Annotated in this window: 15 protein-coding genes and 1 pseudogene; 11 read left to right on the forward strand and 5 right to left on the reverse strand. The window is 67.6% G+C overall.

The annotated features are described in order from the left end of the window. The first annotated feature begins 79 nt into the window (after positions 1-79). Entirely contained in the window at positions 80-3409 is a 3330-nt protein-coding gene (locus DN051_RS39970) for a S8 family serine peptidase (protein WP_246040788.1), read from the forward strand. A gap of 1286 nt (positions 3410-4695) precedes the next feature. After that, positions 4696-5709 (forward strand): hypothetical protein, encoded by a 1014-nt coding sequence (locus DN051_RS39975; protein WP_162624749.1) that lies wholly within the window; start codon positions 4696-4698, stop codon positions 5707-5709. A gap of 548 nt (positions 5710-6257) precedes the next feature. On the opposite strand, the gene DN051_RS39980 is transcribed toward DN051_RS39975, so the two are convergent. Next, complete coding sequence (locus DN051_RS39980; protein ID WP_112437604.1) at positions 6258-6560, reverse strand: hypothetical protein; 303 nt, start codon at positions 6558-6560, stop codon at positions 6258-6260. 124 nt (positions 6561-6684) lie between these two features. Here DN051_RS39980 and DN051_RS39985 point away from each other — a divergent pair, with 124 nt between their 5' ends. Both DN051_RS39985 and DN051_RS39990 read left to right on the forward strand, forming a co-directional pair. After that, positions 6685-7437 carry a GntR family transcriptional regulator gene (locus DN051_RS39985; protein ID WP_112437603.1) on the forward strand — a complete coding sequence of 251 codons (753 nt, stop codon included), beginning with the start codon at positions 6685-6687 and terminating at the stop codon, positions 7435-7437. A gap of 412 nt (positions 7438-7849) precedes the next feature. Continuing rightward, positions 7850-8827: an NmrA/HSCARG family protein gene (locus tag DN051_RS39990; protein WP_162624748.1), complete on the forward strand. Its 978-nt coding sequence runs from the start codon at positions 7850-7852 to the stop codon at positions 8825-8827. Positions 8828-9316: 489 nt separating this feature from the next. Here DN051_RS39990 and DN051_RS39995 read toward each other — a convergent pair whose 3' ends face one another. The 3 genes and pseudogenes from DN051_RS39995 to DN051_RS47985 form a co-directional block, all read right to left on the reverse strand. Next, positions 9317-9562, reverse strand: coding sequence for an FtsX-like permease family protein (locus tag DN051_RS39995; RefSeq protein ID WP_112437602.1), 246 nt, complete (start codon positions 9560-9562; stop codon positions 9317-9319). 47 nt (positions 9563-9609) lie between these two features. After that, on the reverse strand, positions 9610-11028 hold the full coding sequence (locus tag DN051_RS40000; RefSeq protein ID WP_112437601.1) for an FtsX-like permease family protein: 1419 nt from the start codon (positions 11026-11028) through the stop codon (positions 9610-9612). A 109-nt stretch (positions 11029-11137) separates the two neighbouring features. Next, positions 11138-11572 (reverse strand): annotated as a pseudogene (locus DN051_RS47985) (ABC transporter permease); the annotation flags it as partial. A 126-nt stretch (positions 11573-11698) separates the two neighbouring features. Between DN051_RS47985 and DN051_RS47990 the strand changes: the two are divergent. The 7 genes from DN051_RS47990 to DN051_RS47995 all read left to right on the forward strand — a co-directional run bounded on the left by DN051_RS47990 (position 11699) and on the right by DN051_RS47995 (position 16780). Further along, a complete protein-coding gene (locus tag DN051_RS47990) occupies positions 11699-11929 on the forward strand; it encodes a DDE-type integrase/transposase/recombinase (RefSeq protein WP_162624747.1) in 231 nt (76 codons plus the stop codon). Positions 11930-12179: 250 nt separating this feature from the next. Beyond that, positions 12180-13256: an IS110 family RNA-guided transposase gene (locus DN051_RS40015; RefSeq protein ID WP_112437599.1), complete on the forward strand. Its 1077-nt coding sequence runs from the start codon at positions 12180-12182 to the stop codon at positions 13254-13256. A 64-nt stretch (positions 13257-13320) separates the two neighbouring features. Then, a complete protein-coding gene (locus tag DN051_RS45480; protein ID WP_162624746.1) occupies positions 13321-13569 on the forward strand; it encodes an integrase core domain-containing protein in 249 nt (82 codons plus the stop codon). A gap of 262 nt (positions 13570-13831) precedes the next feature. Then, positions 13832-14209, forward strand: a complete 378-nt coding sequence (locus DN051_RS40025; RefSeq protein WP_246040789.1) for a cupin domain-containing protein — start codon at positions 13832-13834, stop codon at positions 14207-14209. A 35-nt stretch (positions 14210-14244) separates the two neighbouring features. After that, a complete protein-coding gene (locus tag DN051_RS40030) occupies positions 14245-15387 on the forward strand; it encodes an IS630 family transposase (RefSeq protein ID WP_246040790.1) in 1143 nt (380 codons plus the stop codon). Between the two features lie 570 nt (positions 15388-15957). Next, on the forward strand, positions 15958-16290 hold the full coding sequence (locus tag DN051_RS40035) for a reverse transcriptase family protein (protein WP_112437595.1): 333 nt from the start codon (positions 15958-15960) through the stop codon (positions 16288-16290). A gap of 34 nt (positions 16291-16324) precedes the next feature. Next, positions 16325-16780 carry a DUF5372 family protein gene (locus tag DN051_RS47995; protein ID WP_162624745.1) on the forward strand — a complete coding sequence of 152 codons (456 nt, stop codon included), beginning with the start codon at positions 16325-16327 and terminating at the stop codon, positions 16778-16780. Here DN051_RS47995 and DN051_RS40040 read toward each other — a convergent pair. Then, entirely contained in the window at positions 16694-18100 is a 1407-nt protein-coding gene (locus tag DN051_RS40040) for an IS1380 family transposase (RefSeq protein ID WP_112437594.1), read from the reverse strand. The two genes, DN051_RS47995 and DN051_RS40040, sit on opposite strands and share 87 nt — an antisense overlap. Positions 18101-18293 lie beyond the last annotated feature (193 nt).

Raw genomic sequence — 18293 nt, forward strand, 5'->3', positions numbered from 1 at the left:
CCGGGGGCGGAGGCTGACAGACGAACGAGAGGAAATCGTGAATTTCCAGTTCCACAGAACCGCGCGTGACAGTGCGGTTGTGGCCATCAGCATGCTGCTGGTCGCCGCCACCGCGTCGACATCCGTGGCTCTTTCCGGGCCCATCGGCACGTCGGTATCGCCGACGTCGGTCCCGGCCGCTCCGGTGGACTCCGCTGCTCCGACCGGCGCCGCACAGCGTTGGATTCCGCTGCTGACCGGCGACCAGGTCGCGGTGAACGCGCAGGGAGAGATCGTCTCCACACGGCCCGCCAAGGGCCGGGAGGGCATCCCCGTCCTGCGGGAAACCCTCAACGGACACACGTATGTGGTACCGGCCGACGCTCGGCGCCTCATCCAGAGCGGGCGGCTGGACCGGCGGCTGTTCGACATCACCACCCTCAGCTCCCCCGCCTACGCGCAGCGCCAGGACCTGCGGCTCATCGTGCGGTACGACACGGCCCGCCCGGCCGCCAGGACGGCCCTGCGCGCCGGCGCCCGGACGCAGCGCCCTTTGAACAGCATCAACGCGGACGCCCTCACCGCTCCCGCCGGTGACGCGCAGCTGTGGTCCACGCTCACCACCGGGCCGGCCGGCGCCGCCAACCGCGGCACCGCGCCGGGCATCGCCTCCGTATGGCTCGACGCCGTCGTCGAGGTGAGCCTGGACAAGAGCGTGCCGCAGATCGGCGGCCCCCAGGCCTGGAAGGCGGGGCTGGACGGGACCGGATCGCGTATCGCCGTCCTCGACACCGGTATCGACGCCACCCATCCCGACCTGGCCGGGCAGGTGGTTGCCGAGCGCAACTTCACCGACTCGCCGGACACGCTCGACCGCTTGGGCCATGGCACCCATGTCGCGTCCACCGCGGCCGGCACCGGCGCGAAGTCCGGCGGCCTGTACAAGGGTGTGGCGCCGGGCGCAAGGATCCTCAACGCCAAGGTCCTGGGCGACCGGGGCTTCGGTGCCCACTCCGGCATCATCGCCGGCATGGAGTGGGCGGTGGCCGAGAAGGCCGACGTGGTCAACCTCAGCCTCGGCGGCACGGATACGCCCGGTGTCGATCCGGTGGAGGAGGCCGTCAACAACCTGTCGGCCGAGACCGGAACACTGTTCGTCATCGCCGCCGGCAACCTCGGCAGTCAGGGTGCCGGCAGCATCGGTTCGCCGGGCAGCGCGGACGCCGCCCTGACCGTCGGCGCGGTGGACAAGCAGGACCGCCTCGCCTCCTTCTCCAGCATCGGCCCGCGGGTCGGCGACGGCGCGATCAAGCCCGACCTCACGGCGCCCGGTGTGGACATCGGCGCGGCGAGGTCGAAGGACGGCGGACTGTCCGGCGCTCCCGTCGCCGACGGCTACTTCGCCCTGAGCGGCACCTCCATGGCCACCCCGCACGTCGCCGGTGCCGCCGCCATTCTCGCGCAGCAGCACCCCGACTGGAGCGGCGAGGACATCAAGCACGCGCTGACCGCTTCCGCGACGCCGAGTGCCTACACCGTCTTCCAGCAGGGGGCCGGGCGGGCCGACCTGGGCGCGGCGATCCAGCAGTCGGCGGTCACCCGGCAGACGTCGCTGCCCTTCGGCACCGCACAATGGCCGCACGCAGACGACGAGCCGATCACCAAGGACCTGACCTACCGCAACCTGGGCAGCACACCGCTCACCCTGAAGCTGACCACGGAGGTCACCGGGCCTGACGGCGTGCCCGCGCCCGACGGTATGTTCACCGTCGACGAGCAGGTCACCATCGCGCCCGGCGGCGAGAAGACGGTGAAGGTCACCGCCGACACCCGGATCGGGGACCGAACGGGACTCTTCAGCGGTCGGGTCAAGGCGACCGGCGGCGGGCAGACCGTCCGTACCCCGCTGGTCGTAGAACTCGAGGCGGAGATGTACACCCTCACGGTCAAGGCTCTCGACCGCGCCGGCAAGCCTGCCGCTCCGTCCTGGTGGGCCGCGGTGGCGGGCCTGTCCGGCACCGCCGAAGGAGACTCCTCCTACCTCCACGACGGCTCGTCCTCCATGCGGTTGCCCAAGGGCCGGTACTTCCTCAGCGCGACGCTCCCGGCGGACCCGGCGGGGTCGTTCTCCCAGGGCGTCGACTTCATCAACCAGCCCCGGCTGGACCTCACACGCGACACCACGGTGACGCTGGACGGGCGCACCACCAAGCCGTTCGACATCACCGTCCCGAACCGCTCCGCATACCCAGTGGCCGCCGACACGAGTGTCTTCAGCGGGATGACCAACGGGAAGGGCGCCGGGTTCGGCATCGGAATCACGACCGGGACCACGCCGGACATCGACCCGCACAAGGCGATACGCACCGCGCACCTGGGCCCCAAGGTGAACCTCCAGGAGCAGCACCTGCGGCAGAACCTCGGGTTCTCGTTCTCCACCGGCGCCAAGGGCCGTGACGAGTACCACCTGCTGTACCTGCACAAGAGCGACACCGTGACGACCGGGTTCACCCGCCACACCAAGCGACACGACTTCGCGAACGTCGACGTCACGATGGGGGCAACGGCCAAGAACAAATTCGGTCTCTACACCCCGGGCATATCAGAGGTAGGTGGTGGCTACGCAACCGCCCACCCCTTGCCGTACACCGGCACCGTTCACCTGCTCGGGCCGAGCAACACCTGGCGTTTCGGGTTCAGCCAGGCCAACTCCGACGTCCGCCCGGAAGCCAGCTATACCAACACGTCCGCGGACGTGTTCAAACCGGGCCGCACCTACCGCAAGACGTTCAACATGGGTGTTTTCGGCCCCGACCTGCGACCGGGTTTCGGGATCATCCGTGAAGGCGCGATGGTCAACGGAGCCCTGCCGATGTTCTCGGACAACGCCGGCAACCACAACGACAACAACAGTGTGCACAGTGAAACCTCCACGACACTCCACCGCAACGGCGAACTCGTCTACGAGAACACTGCCACGCCCGCGGCCTTCCATTTCGTACTGGACGACGAGCGAGCCGACTACCGGCTGACGGCCTCGATCGCTCGCGCGGGGGTGTCCGACGTCTCCACGAGGGTCACGGCGAGCTGGACGTTCTCCTCGGAGTACACCGCCGAACCGACCCTCATCCCGCTGTCCGTCGTCCGTTTCACGCCCGAACTGTCCCTCGACAACACCGCGCGGGCCGGAGCGAAGATGAAGGTGCCGGTGAGCGTGAAGGGTGCCGCGGAGGGACGCAATCTCAAGTCCCTGAGTGTGCGGGTCTCCTATGACCAGGGTGCCCACTGGCACAAGCTGACGGTGCGCGACGGTGCCGTCCAGGTCACCAACCCCCGCGCCGGAGGCAGTGTCTCCTTCAAGGCCGTGGCCGTCGACAAGCAGGGCAACTCCGTCGAGCAGACCATCAACGACGCCTACCTGACGCACTGACACCCGTCCCGGGCCGGTAGCTTCAGTCTGGACAAAATCTGCTGGAAAGACCCATAGGGTGCCGGCACGGTCCGAACCGTGTCGGCACCGCCTCATGACCCTAGCTGGTCGACAGAGCGTAAAGTCTGATCTGCTCCGCACCCCGGCGTGCGACTCGGCAGTATCGCTGTCGGCGCATCGCCGATGCGACCCGCGCGTTCCGGTCGGAGCGCCACCGTGCACGCTGCTTCTGCGGCTCGCCGCGCGGTCCGGGTGTGACCCGACCCAGTCACCCTTGATCAACTCCAGGGCCGCCTCGATGCCGGACGATGCCTCGACGGGAGGCCGTCCTCACGGTTCCACGCCTTGATCTTGACGAAGGGCTTCCACTGTTCGTGGAAGCCCTGGGTCGCAAGGCTTGCATGGACCTCGGGGTTGAGTATCAGCACAAGGACAGGGCTGTGGCCTGGGTCCAGTGGTCCAGCGCCTGTGAAGGGCAGACCCGAGGTCGGCGTTGCCATGGGAGCCGACGACCAGGCCGATTCCGGTCAGCAGCCCGGTGACTGCGGCGGCCAGAAAGGGATTCAGCCGGCGAAGACCGCGGTGACAGCGGAGTCCGTGGCCGACCAGACCGCTTCGGAGCCGGCTCCCTGATTCCAGGATGCTCGGGAGCAGCGAAAGAGATCTCGATGCATAAGAATTACCTGAGATCATTGATGCGTCAACTTACTTGTGGGTATCGGGGGGCGCCGAGTCGCCCCCGGCCCTTCGGTCGCGGAATAGGTATATGAGCGCAAGGGCGCTCACCTGGTGCCGCGGTTCGTGTGTGCCGGCTTTCGCGCCCGCCGGAAAGTCGGGATGCCGGCCGAAATCATCATTTCGGGCCGTCGCGCAAGCCTGGAGCCGAGGTCGACTCGCCATCGAGCGCATCGTCGGCGCGTCACTGAAGTCATGCCCGGATTGGGGTGAAGGTGAAATTTCAGGTCGACATGGAAGCCCGATTGGTTGAAGCATCAAGTATCGGCTAGAGTCGAATCACGACGTACGCGGCTTCCGTGCACCGAGGTGGGCGCGTCGCGGTCTGCTCCGATGCACTGCTCCGATGGATAACGATGGCGATGTCAAACGACCCGATGCGTCCCCGCACAGTTTCCCGGCCGCGCCGCTCACCCAAAACGTGGGTCGGAACGCAGTCACACCCCCTCACTGCTTTCCCCGGATCCGCCCGCAGATTGTGGTGGAACGCCGACCGCCATGCCAGGAAATCTGTAGCCGTCGGCTCGATGGTGCCAACTGCCCTGATCGCGGTGGCGCTGTCCACGTGCACCTCCCCGCAGGCCACCCCCTCGCCGGTATCGGCCGACGAGATGGTGCAACTCCTGGAGGGCCTGGTCCCCGAGGGGAAGCTGTCCGCGCAGCACGGGAGGGGTCAGACCCGGGGGGAGAAGCCCGGCCCGCCGCCCTCCGCGGAACTGGTCCTGGAGCGGAATGGACGTGCAGCCAAGGTGCAGGTGACCCTGAGCCGGTATCCGGTTCCGCTTCCCCCAGCGATCTCGGAATGCCCTGAAACGGCCTACCGCCCCCTCAGTCGCTGCACGCAGACGCTGTTGCCGGGTGGAGCCAGTCTCGTGCTGGATCAGTCCCCGAAGGACGAGAAGTACCCGTCCGGTGCCCGACACGCCAGTGCGTTGCTGACCCAGAAAGACGGCCGGCGGGTCATCGTGACCCAGGCTGGTGACCCGCGCGGTAAGAACCCGGCCGAGGATACGCCGCTCCCGCTCACCCCGAAGCAGCTCACCGTTGTTGCCACCTCTCAGGTATGGGACCCCCACACACGGGCGCTGCCCGAACCTGCCGCCGACATACCCACGTCCCCGCCGGTCAGCAAGATGGCCGCGCAGCAGATCAGCAGCCTCATCATGCGGCTGCTGCCCAGGGGACTCGAAGCGGAAAGATCGCGCGGATCGCAGGACTTTGGCCACGTCATCGTCGACGACGGCCACGGCAAGAGCCTCGTGGCCGCTACGGTCCAGCAATGGCCACACCACGAGTCCAGCCTGGACGAGGTGTTCAAGAAGGCTGACATCCTGCCCGACGGTACCCGCATGATCAGCCGCAAGGGCCCCGCTGCCAGGGGCGGCAAGGGCACCGTAAGGTGGGAAGTCGACACCCTCAGCAAGAACGGCGTGCGCGTCGTCGTCTCCGCGGTCAACGCACGTGCCTACCAACTCCCGGCCAACCGGGCCAACCCCGCCCTCAGTTTGGAACAGCTGCGACGCATCGCGATTGATCCCGCCTGGCAGACCGTCGACGGATCCTGACCTCAAGCGCAACGAGAAGACGGCCACGTACCTCAGCGGGAGTGTCCGACCTGGGTTCCGTACGAGGGTCCGCCCGCGGCCTACGCAGTGAGCAGCCCGTCGCGCATAGCCTCCTGGTGCCGTGGCAGGCAACGTATGCCCGTCAAGGAGCGGCGTCGTAGGAGCCCCCTCAGGCTCGAGCGAAGCCGAGAGTGGGGGAGCGTGCCCGGCGTCGCGACGGGGCGAGCGTTGCCTGCGACGAAGCGGTCCTTGCTCCTTACCTGGTGAGTCGGCACGATAGTCCTTGCCGTCCCGCAGGAGGAGAGACACGTCGGCGTCGCCCGGGGATCAGGGGAGTGCCGCTGCCGGTGGGCCGGATGGACGGTACGGCGTGGTCAGGGGGACGTGCGGGGAGTGGCCGGGGAGGTCATCGTGATGGTGGTGGTTGAGGGAGGCGCTCCGGTCGGCTCTGACCCTCCGCTACTGGGAAGAAGCCACCGGCTTCCTCGCCCCGGCACACCGATCACTGCTTTCCTGACCATCTCCTTGGCAGGGTCCTGAGTCAGCTGCTACTGGCTGTGCGCGGCGCTGGCCCCCGTCGTCGCCCTCGCCTTCTGCTTCGCCTCGCCGTCCCGCCCGGCACGCTCGACAGACTGTTCCGTCAGACCGGGCGCGGCTCGGCACGTCTGTTCGTCGCCGGGCCCGCGAGTGAGGCAGTCGAGCGCCGTGGCCTGCCCGGACAGCGTCCGGACGCTGCGCGCATGCCGGTGCCGGCCGTCGATGTCGAGACCCTCGCCGCAGCCCTCGCAGGCGGTTCCCTCATTGCCGCGCTGTGACCGGACGCCAGGTCGAACGGTGCGCGTCGCAGTCATGGCCGCATTCGTCGCACAGGAGCCCATCACCGTCGCCGCGAAGCCTGTCTGCGAGGCCTGGCAGCGCCGCTCCGGCGGCTCGACAGGCAGCGGGCCTAGGATCGCTGGCGACGTAGGGAGAGGCATGGCAAGTGAGACGAGCCCGCAGAGGCCGAAGTACCAGCGGATTGCCGACGACCTGAAGACGGCGATCGAGTCCGGCCTCTACGGCCCCGGCGATCGACTGCCGGCTGAGAGCGTGCTCGCCGTCCGGTACGACGTCGCTGAGGTCACCGCCCACCAAGCACTCAAGATGTTGAGGATCGAGGGACTGGTGGAAACGGAGAAGGCGGCTGGTCCCCGAGTCATCGAGTTCCGCCCGATCCGGCGTCACGGCATTCAGCGGCTGGCATCTGAGCAGTGGGGTGCCGGCAAATCCATCTGGTCCGCCGACGAGGATCGGCCGGTCACCATTGACGTCCGCGTCGACACGGTGGCGGTCCCCGTACACATCGCCCGGTTGCTGGACGTGGACGAGAGCGCACTGGTCTGCGCTCGCTCCCGACGTTTCCTGCTGGGCGACAGGCCCGTCATGCTCGCGACCTCCTACCTGCCCCTTGGGCTGGTTGAAGGAACGGCGATCATGCGTTACGACACCGGGGACGGCGGCACGTACGCCCGGCTCGCTGAGATCGGTCACGCACCCACGCACTTCCGAGAGGAGATCCGGTGCCGACTGCCTGTAGCCGAAGAGGCCGAAGGTCTTGCCATGCCCTCGGAGCGCCCGGTCATGAAGTTGTGCCGCACGGCCTTCGACGCGGAACTTCGAGCGGTCGAAGTGAACGAGATGACCACGGACAGCGCGGCGTACGTGCTGGAGTACGCGTTTGATGCCTGAGCATCCCGACTTGCGCACCTCAAGCCCCTTCATGACTGATCTTCGTGTGCGGGCCACGACACTCGCCAGAGCCGAAACGCAACATCACAGCGCCTTGTCGAAGCTCGTGCACACCGGTATTGACGGGTTTTCAACATGTTGCACCCACCGACTTCGTAACCCTTCACTCGCCGTAGAAGGTCGCATCCGTTGTGCACCTCGCAATTGCTCCCCGTGCCGGTGGGAGTTGAGGCTCGGGGTGTGCGGGCTGTGCCGAGGTGTCGCAAGTCGGGTGAGAGCGGGGTTGCTGGTGCGGCTTCACCACGTGAACGCTGTCCGACCGACTCGGGCCGATGGTGAACAAGCCTCCTTGCCTGTTGGGCGACGACCTGTAGACTCCAAACTAATTGTCGCATCAACTATCGGGGTTTGTGTGGAGAGCAAGAAGGTCATCGCTGTAGTCGGGGCGACGGGCAAGCAGGGCGGGGGATTGGTGGACGCAGTCCTCACTGATCCGGACAGCCCATTCGTGGTGCGAGCCCTGACGAGAGACGCGAGTTCGCGTGCTGCGAAGGAGATGGCGGCACGCGGCGTGGAAGTCGGCGAAGCCGATCTGGACAGCGAAATCAGCCTGGTTCAGGCTTTCGCGGGAGCACATGGCGTCTTCGTCGTGACAGATTTCTGGTCCCCGCTGACCCCCGAGCAGGAAGCGGTCAGGCCCCGCACGATCAGAGAGTTCGAGCAGGCGACCAATGCGGCGCGAGCGGCGAAGGCCGCCGGTGTCAGCCATGTGGTGTGGTCCACCCTGGAGGACACTCGACCCCATTTCGAGAGAACAGGTGACGCGGTTCCGCGGGTCATGGGCGGATACACGGCGCCGCACTTCGATGTGAAGGCCAGTGCGGACGCGGTCTTCGCCGAACTGCAGGTGCCCACAACCTTCTTGCGCTTGCCATTCTTCTACGAGACGGTTTTCCTCGGTATGGGCCCCGTCCGCAATGAGCGTGGCGAGCTGATCCTCTCCATTCCCATCGCTGATCGCAAGATGACGGTGATCGGAGCACAGGACATAGGCCGAACGGTGCACCGCATCTTCAAGGCTGCCGATCACTGGATCGGTGAAACGGTGTCCATCGCGGCAGAACACGTAACCGGCGCAGAACTCGCCGCGATGCTCTCGGCCGCCATCGGCGAGAAGGTCACCTACCAGCCCTTCAGTTGGCCCGAGTTCCGAGGCTTGGACGTCCCACATGCGATCGCTGTCTCCAACGGACTTCAGTTCCTCGCCGAGAGGTCGGAAGACACGGAGATCCGGGACATCGAACTGACCCACAACCTCAACCCCGAGCTGGAAAGTTACGAGGCGTGGATCGGGAGGCACGGGGCTGCCCTGCGCGCCCTCAACGCCTGATCACTGCACCTTGAGCGGGCAGCGGACCTGTCGCGGTCCAAGACTCTGCCCGTTCGGCCAGTACACGTGGGCGAGTTGAAGGCGCGGCCTGACCATCTGCCTGGCACGGGCCGGACCTCGGCGCCTCTGGGATGTCCGGCCACTCCGCTTTTGTCAGATCGGAGGCAACACCGGCGCGGCTCTGCTCGTCCACGCGTCGCCGAGCCTGCGAGTGCAAGCAGTCAAACGCCGGAGACGGCGCACAGCCGAGCTTGGCGGAGCCGCTGTCCGTCAGATCGCAGGCCGGGGCGAGACTGAATTCTCTCCCCGACCGTCCCCTTCTTGTCGGCCTGTCACGGCTCGGCAGGCCCCACCTGCCTGATCTTCTGCCTCCACCCCGCCCTTGCTATTCGGCGGTGCCCATCGCCGTGACCGGGCTGACGCGGGCCGCGCGGCGAGCGGGCAGCAGTCCGGCGAGCGCGGTGACGGCGAGCAGGCTCAGGAAGACCGTCAGCAGTTGCCGTAGGGCAGGAGCAGCGGTGCCCCGAAGTTGCCTGCGCGGATCGTAAGCCAGGCGTAGGGCACGCCGAGGGCCAGGCCGAGGGTGCCGCCCATGGCACCGTACAGGCCGGCTTCCATGCCGATCGCGAGGCGGAGTCCGCGCCGGCCGAGTCCCAGGGCGCGCAGCAGTCCGGATTCTCGGGTGCGTTCCAGCACGGTGAGTCCGGTCGTGGTGCCGACGCCGATGACGGCCATGAGCACCGTGAGCCCGAGCAGACCCAGTGACGTCGTGGCCCACAGCTTTAGGTGGCGGAGCTGTTGTCGCGCTCCTCGGCGAGGATGCTCAGGTCGGTACCACCGTTCGGGCCCGTGGTGCGCAGGATCGCCTTCTCCGCCGCGGTGCGCGCCGCCTGCCCGCCTTGGGCGGCGTTCGCCAGGACCCCGTTCCGCAGCCGTGAGGCGCCCATACGGTCCAGGTCGGCGGGCGCGACGATCACATCGGCGGTGAGCGGTGCGTCGCTGGGCAGCGTGGCGGCGACGGTCACACGGACAGTGCGCTTGCTCACCGAGGTGAGGGTGAGGCTGTCGCCCTCCGTCACGTCCAGCTCCTGGGCGACTCGGGCATTTGCGATCACCCGGCCCGGACCGAGATTGCTCAGGGTGCCGTCGGCCGGATACAGATGTCGTGAGGAGGGCAGAGCGGCCGGCTCCAGGTCGGTGGCGACGGCGTCGGTTCCGTCGATGGAGATCTCGGTCTTGCGGTAGGCGGTCGCGTGTGTCAGCTCGGGCAGGGCTTTGATCCGTTGTACGAACTCAGCGCTGAGGCCCCTGTCGTCGCCGCGCAGGTCGAAGTCCGCTGGTGCGTTGACGGCGAGGTGCCGGTCCGTGTGGCCCTGCAGGCTCGCGATGCCGACGAGGGTCCCGGAGACCAGGGCGACGCCGAGCGCCACGATGGTCGATACGGCGGCGGCGCGGCGGGGGGTGCCTCCGACGCCGCCGACGGCGAGTGTGCCCGTGGGCCCCCGCTGGCGCAGCGGCCATCCGACGGTGGCCAGCACCGGGCGGACAAGCAGCGGGCCGAGGGCGACCAGCGCGAGGAAGGCCATGGCGCCTGAGAGGACGGCGATGGTCATGCCCGCGGCCCGTGCGTAGTTCGTGTCGCCCGGTTCCGGCAGATTGCTGAAGACCACGCCGATCAGTCCGAGGGCGCCGGCGGCGAGGAACAGGCCGGTACCCAGGCGCGCGCGACCGATACCGCGTTCGCCCGCCACCGTTCCGGCGCGGCGCAGAGCCAGCAGAGGGGACACCCCGGACGCCGACAGCGCGGGAGCGAGGACTGCGCCGACCGTCACCAGCACGGCCCCGAGCACCACCGCCAGGGCCGCCGGAACGGGAACTCCCGGTATCGAGAGACTCTGTCCGGTGGTGTTCGCGATCGCCGGGACGGCATGTCCGGCGCCGAGTGCCAGTAGCACCCCGGCCGTCCCGGCTACCAGGCCCACCAGCGCTCCCTCGACGGCGAGGGCCCGCACGAGCTGGCCGCGGTGCGCGCCGATGGTGCGCAGAAGTGCCAGTTGGCGCAGCCGCTGCGCGAAGACGATCCGGAACGTGGACGTCGCCACGAGGGCTGCGGCGACCACGGCGGCGGCCAGGAATGCCGCGATGAGCTCGAAGAGGGCCTCGTACTGCGACGCCGCCGCCCGGGCTTCCTCGGCCCGCACGGTGTCGCCGGGGACGAAGGCGGCGACCTCCGGAAGGGCGGGTGAGCACCGGACGCAGCCGTTGGGACAGAGCCGCCGCGGAGACTCCGGCTTCCGCGCGGATGTCGACCCGCGGATACCCCTTGGTGCGGTTCAGCTCGTTGAGGATCGCGGCGGGGGCGTAACCGATGGCCACCCGGTCGGAGTTGGCCTTCACCACCCCTGTGACGATCACAGGGGCCGTTCTTGTCTCCTGTGAGTCCTCTTCGCGTGGGAAGAGCAGGCCGATCCGGTCGCCGGGCTCGATGGCCAGGCGCTGCGAAGCCTGCTGGTTCACGGCCATCTTGCCGGGGCCGTCCGGATAGCTGCCCGCCACGACCTGTACCCGCGACAGCCGCCCGGAACCCGGGTCTCCTTGAAGCTGCAGATGACGCTGTGTGCCGGCGAGTGAGGCTTCCACCCCTTCCAGGGTACGGGGGGCCGCCTCCGCCACACCCGGCACCGCTCGGATGGCAGCGAGGTCCGTGTCGGTGATGGGATTGGTGTTCAGGTCCGAGGAGACCATCGTGAGCGCGGCATCCGCGGCGTCACCCGGCGCAAGAGACGTTCGCTGACCCGGCCGGATACGAAGGCGAAACCGGCCCCGGACCTGATCGGCCGCGACTTCCACGCCGATCGGCCCGGGACCAGATTGGTCGGTGACATCACTTACCTGCCCATCGCAGAAGGCTGGCTCTACCTCGCCTGCTGGCTGGACCTGGCCAGCCGCGAGGTCGTCGGCTACGCCATGGCCGACCACCACCGCGCCGAGCTCGTCGTCGACGCACTCGACATGGCCCACGGCCGGGGCGGACTGGAGCCCGGCTGCATAATCCACAGCGATAGTGAGTATGTGAAGTACCGGGTGTCCCGGGCCTCTTGACCCGCACAGCGATGGACGCGCCAGGATGACGGTGCCGGGATGCTCTCGCGGCCTCCTGACCCGCACTCCGACCGACGGCGCTGTCCTTCCTCGGACTTGTCGGTGGCCCGGGAGCATCCCGGCGAGGCGCTCGCCTCGCCGACGGGAGTGACTTAAGGAGAGCCTGGCCAAGGTCCCATCACTGTCTTGTCCGCCGCCTCGGTGAACGCGCGCCGACCCACCGCGCTCTTTCATCCGCGAGGAGGCCGACATGGCCAGCATCCCACCCGTCTCCCGCACCGTCATCGGCGGCGTGGACACCCACAAGGACCTGCACGTCGCCGCCGTGATCGACACCGACGACCACGTGCTGGGCACGGAAGCGTTCTCCACCACCCGCGCCGGTTACCGCGCGATGCTCCGATGGATGCGGACCTTCGGCGACGTGCGCCGCATCGGTATCGAGGGCACTGGCTCCTACGGCGCCGGACTCCTGCGTCACCTGCAGCTGGCCGGCATCGAGATCCTCGAGGTCAACCGCCCAGATCGCTCCGACCGTCGTCGGCGAGGCAAGGACGACACCCTCGACGCCGAGAACGCCGCCCATGCCGCCCTGGCCGGCCACCGCACCATCACGCCCAAGACCCGCGACGGCATGGTCGAGTCCCTGCGCGTTCTGCGGGTCGCCCGCTCGACCGCGGTCAAGGCCCGCCGCGTCGCGCTGCAGATGCTCCGCTGCCAGATCATCTCCGCACCCGAAGAACTGCGTGACCAGGTACGCAACCTGACCCGGATGCAGCTGATCCGCACCTGTGCGGCCTGGCGGCCGGACGAGACCGCCTTCCGTGACCCCACCTCCGCCACCCGCATCGCGATCAAGTCGCTGGCCCGCCGCTACCTCGAGCTCAACGACGAGGTCGCCGACCTCGACTCGATGATCGAGCCCCTGGTCCACGAGCTGGCCCCGACGCTGCTGGAGCGGACCGGCTTCGGCATCGAGAACACCGCCCAACTGCTGGTTACCTGCGGCGACAACCCCGAACGCGTCACGGACGAGGCCCGTTTCGCGAAACTCTGCGGCGTCGCCCCACTGCCTGCCTCGTCCGGAAAGGTGCAACGGCACCGGCTCAACCGCGGTGGTGACCGCCAGGCCAACTCCGCCATCCACATGGCTGTCGTCTGCCGCCTGCACTACGACGAGAACACAAAGAAGTACGTCGAACGCCGCACCAACGAGGGCAAGTCCAAGATGGAGATCATCCGCTGCCTCAAACGGTACGTCGCCCGGGAGGCGTACTACGCGATCAAGCAGGACAGCACCCCCAACAGGACCGTCCAGAGAGGTTGACATACAGGAGAGCGTCCGAGGCAGCGAATACACGTCTGCCCAGTTCCGGCACCGGATACGGGAGTTGGGGCTGCGGCAGAGCTGCGGACGCACCGGATCATGCTTCGACAACGCTGCCGCGGAGAGTTTCTGGGCCCTGCTCAAGGAGGAGATCGGCGCCCGTACCTGGTCCGACCGGGCCACCGTCCGGGCCGAGGTCTTCTCCTTCATCGAGACCTTCTACAACCGCCGCCGCCTTCGCAAACACAAGGTCTTCGGCTACCTCAGGCCGTCCGAAACCCGGCTGCGGCATCAGCACACCCTCGCGGCATAACAATCACGTGTCCGGGATCACGGGGAAACTTCACTTACGAGGTGCCTTGCTTCGTGGGACTGGTGTGGGCGTAGGAACTCCTATCATCCAAGGTCTCAGCAGGCATCTCTTCTCTTTCCGTCACCCACAGACCGAGCATCACGCGGCGGATCCAGGCTCATCTGTTGCCGCCGTTCGTCAAATGTGCGCAAGTCCGCCTCAACTGGACCAATCGAGCGCTGGCCCCTATATTGGCGAAATGCTTGAACTAGGAAACAGTGGAGTGAAGATAAGCGAACTCGCGTGCGTGAAGGCGCCCTTCATTCCTGAAGGCTCCGATGTCGTGACCGAGTTCCTGGAACTGCCGCCTGGTGATCAGGGGGCGGGTCCGCATCGTCACTCGGGCCCGGTATTCGGGTACGTCATCGAAGGGAAGATCCTCTTCGAGATTGAAGGAGAGGCTCCTTACTCGATCGAGGCGGGTCAGGCGTTCTGGGAGCCAGGCGGTGAGGTCGTGCACTATCGTGTCGCGAACCTGTTGTCGGACGCCTCGAGCAAGTTCGTTGTCGTAATGCTGTGTGCGCCTGACGTACCCAAGATCACTATGCTGACAGACGAAGAGATCGCCGAACGCGCCCACCTGCGGTTTTCGGCCGACTGATACAGGACCTGAATCGCGTTCATACCTAGTGTCTCGTGATCCTGTTCATGGAACCTGAGGCTTCTGTGATCGTTGAGTCTGGTGTGCATCTCACCTCTGAACAGATGGCGGAACTGCGGGAGTTGGCCGGGTCGCGGGATGTTCCGGCCGATGTGGCGCTTCGCGCAAGGATCGTGCTGTGGTCCGGCGAAGGACGCCGACGCAAGGACATTGCCGAGCTCGCCGGTGTGGCGCCGCTGACGGTGGACCGCTGCAAGACCCGTTATGCCGAGCGGGGCCTTGCCGGTCTGGAGGAGAAGCGCCGCGGCGGGCCGCGTACCCAGGTGCCGCCGCAGGTGCGGGCCCGGTTGATCGCTTTGACGAGGATGTCGCCGCCGGCGGAATCCGGTCTGTCGCACTGGTCGACGCGGACGCTGGCCGACCATCTGAAGCGGCGGGAGGGCATCTCGGTGTCGTGGCATTACGTCGCCCGCGTCTGGCGTGAGGAGAATCTGAAGCCGCACCGCTCGGGCACCTTCAAGATCTCGAAAGACCCGGCGTTCGCGGAGAAGGTCGCCGATGTCGTCGGTCTGTACCTGGCCCCGCCCGGTGGCGCCGTGGTGCTGTCGGTCGACGAGAAGACGCAGGTGCAGGCCCTGGACCGGACCCAGCCGGTGCTGCCGGTGACTTTCGCGGCCACCGAGAAGCGCACTCACGACTATGTGCGGCACGGCACCACGAACCTGTTCGCCGCGCTGAACGTCGCGACCGGTGAAGTGCTGGGCGAGTGCAGGCCGAACCGGAGCGGCGCGACCTTCCTGGCGTTCCTGAAGAAGGCCGTCAAGCCGCATGCGGAGAAGGAAATCCATGTCGTCCTGGACAACCTCTCCACGCACACCACCCCGGACGTGAAGGCGTGGCTGGCGAAGAACCCGCACGTCCACTTTCATTTCACCCCCGTCGGCTCCTCGTGGTTGAACCAGATCGAGATCTGGTTCGGGATCATCACCCGGCAGTCCATCCGCCGCGGCACGTTCGCAAGCGTCAATGTCCTGGTCAAACAGATCCGCGACTACGTCAACTCCTGGAACGAGAACGCGAAACCCTTCACCTGGACCGCCACCACCGACGAGATCCTCGCCAAGGTCCGACTCGTCCAGACCAGCGTGAAGAAACTCGTCAATAACAACGCGAAGTAACGCAATCAGGATCACGAGACACTAGCCTCGATCTTGCGTGAGGGTCCACCGACGGAGTCGGTGGACCCTCACGCTTGTGCGCCCAGCATGGGCGATTGCTTGGGGGTGGAAGTCCCCTGGGGGAAGAGGTGGTGCTAACCCCGAGCCGGAGGCAAGGGCGTCATCGTGAGGTGGGGTCTGGAGGAAGCCCGAGGCGAGACCTGGGTACCGAGGAACACGAACCGTGTATGAGGCGTGCTGGTCGGGTGAGCCTGCAAGCGAAGGTGATGCCCGTCTCCACCAAGAAGGCCAGTGCGTAAACGCGGCGGGGATCCAGGGACAGTGATCGTTCTTACCTGGGGAGATCTGTCCGGGTGTCGGTTGTGCTGAGGTGTCGCCGCGCCGACGGTCCGTGCCGGGAGGTGCGGGCTGACCGGGCAGAAGCCAGCAGAGGTCGTAGTACCAGCCGGGATGAGTACGGCGGCTGGGAAGGGCCGAACATCGAGTGGAACGGATGATGTGGTGACTGCTCGTGCCGGTCACGGTGATCGCAGCAATACCGCTTCGGCGGTGCCGTCCGGAGAGGGACCGGTGCATTCCGGAAGTGCCCCGGCGGAGCGTAGTGGCCGGTCGGCGCGTCTCACGGAGGACGTTCACCGCGAACAGGCGTCCTCGCTGTGGGAGCTGTTGCTCTCGAAGGAGAACCTGCTCGCGGCGCTCGACCGCGTCGAGGCGAACCGGGGTGTTCCCGGGGTGGACGGCATGACCACGGCTGAGTTGTGGCCGTGGATCGCGGTGCACTGGCCCGAGGTGAGGGCCGAACTCGACGCGGGCACTTACCGGCCGGCGCCGGTCCGTCAGGTGATCATCCCGAAGCCTGGCGGCGGTGAGCGGATGCTGGGGGTGCCGACGGTCCTCGCATAGGGCCGCATCGTCCAGGCAGTCGTTGGGTTCGCTGGTGGTCACCCACCCGTTCCATCCGTTGTCCGGCTGCGAGTTGGAGATTCTGTACGTCAAGCGCCGGAGCGATGCGCTGGTCTTCGTCTGCGCGAGCGGTGCGGGCCGGAGCGTGACGCTGCCGCAGGCGTGGACCGACCGAGGGGTTGCGGCCGAGGAGCACCCGCTCGCGGTCGAGGGCCCGTGTGCTGCCCGTGCCCTGGTGAATGCCCTAGCCTCCGTGTTTCGGTTCGGGTCGGCTGAGCTGGGTGAACGCCCGTGCCGGAGGTCGTGGGGCTGCTGTTGGATGGTGGGCATGCCGCAGGCCCGGCGCGATGGCCGGGTGCTCCTGGGTCCTCGGGTCGTGGGTGGTCAGTGGCGGTCTTGTCTGTCACGTGGCCGGTCGGGGCAGTGCGACGAGGCGGCTGAACGCGGCGGTCAGCTCGTGGCGCCAGGGCCAGGTAGTGGCGATCCGTAGCCGTAGGCGACGGGCTCCGCGCGTGATCCGGGCTGCGGCGTGCAGGAGCCGGTAGCGGAGCTTCTTGGGCTCGGCGGTGGCCAACTCGCCGTCCAGTAGCAGGGTTCGCGTCCAGGCCAGCAGGTCGACCGCGGTCAGGGACAGCTCCAGCCAGACCTGGTTGATCGCGAAGTGGCGGGAGGGGAAGCGACCGAAGCCGGTGGTCTTGCCGCAGCGGATGTGGTCCTCGACCCGGGCGTGGGCACGGTGGCGGACCTCCAGGTGCTGGATCGAGCCGCTGCCTGCGACGGGCGAGTCGGTGAGGAAGACCTGGTGGCGCATGCCTTCGTCCTGGTCGAAGAGGGACAGCTGGGCGCCGGGGTGGGGACGCTCGCGGCGGACGATGATGCGGGTGCCGTCCGGGTATCCGGTGAGGTCGACCAGGCCGGTCAGCTCGGCGACCTCGGCACTGGCGCGCAAGGCACCGTCTTGTTCCAGCGCGGGGTGCCAGACGTGCTCGGGCAGGGCCCGGATCGCGCGACGGACTGGCTCGGTGACGGGATACCCGACGGAGAAGAAGGTGTGGATCCCGCGTTCCCGCAGGGCCCGGATGTGAGCGAGGAAGGCTTTGGCGCTGCCCGCGCTGTCGGCGCGGATGAGGACTGGGGTGCCGTGGCGGTGAGCGTCGGGGATCTGCGCGAGGGCCTGGTCGAGGAGGGCGACGTGGTCGGCTGCGGTGTTCGCTCCGGCGTTGCCCGGTCGCAGGAGACCTGCCAGGCCCTCGCCGGTGTTGTCCAGGAAGCAGAGCAGTGGGTGGTAGCCGAAGCCGCGTTTGTAGGTGGCGGCGGCCTGTTCCTTCTCGGAGTGGCAGGTGACCAGGGTGGCGTCGATGTCCAGGACCAGGCCGGGCAGTTCACGGCCTCCGGCCTGCGAGGCGGGTATGGCGTGTCCAGTCTCGTCTGCTTGCAGCCAGGCGACCTCGCGGGCCCTGGCCCGAGCTGCCCGCAGGGCGTTCAGAGTCGCGGTGTCGATGCCTGCCAGTACCCGCCAGGCGGTCGGAGTGGAGGCGACGGGGCCGAACACGTCGCGCTGGTCGCGCAGCACGGCCAGGTCGGCGATCGCCTCGCCGCCGTCGGCGAGCATCACCGCGAGGTCCACCGCGACGCGGCCGGGGTCGTGCCCGGTGCCACGAGGCCGCAGTCGGCACAGAGCGTCGGAGAAAGCGCTGGTCAGTGCGGTGGCGTCGGCCAGATCCGCGAGTAGACGCGAGCCGGCATGGCTGACCACCCCGTGCCCGTCGGCGCTGACGACGAGCTTGGGGCGTGACCGGGTAGTGTGCACGCAGAAAGTGCCTTCCCGCTGGAACGATCGAGACCCTAGACAAGCCTCATCGTTGCAGCTCAGAAGGCACTTTCGCTTTTCCGATCATGATCCGGACGCAACCCCAGATGAAACGCGCAGGCTAGTGAGCCGTGGTGCCGACCAGGACGGGGGCGGATCCTGATGGCATGTGAGATGTGTCGCGCGAGTGCCC

The organism is Streptomyces cadmiisoli (assembly GCF_003261055.1).
GTDB lineage: Bacteria > Actinomycetota > Actinomycetes > Streptomycetales > Streptomycetaceae > Streptomyces > Streptomyces cadmiisoli.